Origin of the sequence: Streptomyces griseus subsp. griseus, assembly GCF_000720255.1 — a bacterium.
Classification (GTDB): domain Bacteria; phylum Actinomycetota; class Actinomycetes; order Streptomycetales; family Streptomycetaceae; genus Streptomyces; species Streptomyces griseus_I.
Genome location: NZ_JOJE01000155.1, coordinates 1 through 516, shown reverse-complemented (window position 1 = coordinate 516; position 516 = coordinate 1). Strand labels below are relative to the sequence as shown.

Annotated in this window: 1 protein-coding gene; it reads right to left on the bottom strand. The window is 68.2% G+C overall.

Going from position 1 to position 516, the window contains the following annotated elements; all coding sequences use genetic code 11:
• Positions 1 to 516, bottom strand: a 516-nt coding sequence (locus IG99_RS43565) for an AMP-binding protein (protein ID WP_037684591.1), incomplete at both ends; no start/stop codon positions are given.

The following is a 516-nucleotide window of genomic DNA, read 5'->3' as shown; positions in this document are numbered from 1 at the left end:
TCGACCGGCTTGCCCGCCTGCAGCAGGCGCGTACGCCTGAGGCCTGTCTCCAGCACCGCCCCGACAGCCCCCCGCCGCCCCGCGTCCGGCTCGCTCTCGATACCGAGCTCCACGGCCTGCTTGATCTTGTTCCAGACCCTGGGAACAGCGCACCAGATCGTCGGCCGACAATCCGGCAGCGCCTTGCCGATCTCCTTGATGTCGGGCACCACCGTGACCTGCACACCGAAGATCGCCTGTGCGTACAGGCAGGTGAAGCGGTCGACGACATGCGCGGAAGGGAGGTAGGAGGTGGTCCGGTCGCCGAAGCGGAAGTCCAGTACCTGTGCCACTCCCGCGGCTTGGGCGAGCACGTTGGCGTGCGTGATCTCCACGCCCTTCGAAGGGCCGGTCGTACCCGAGGTGTAGATCAGGGTGAGCACGTCGTCCGGCTGGACGGCGCGCCAGGCCGCGTCGAAGTCGAACGAGGTGTTCGCCCGGCCCCGAGCGCGGAGGATTTCCAGGCTGAGGGTGCCT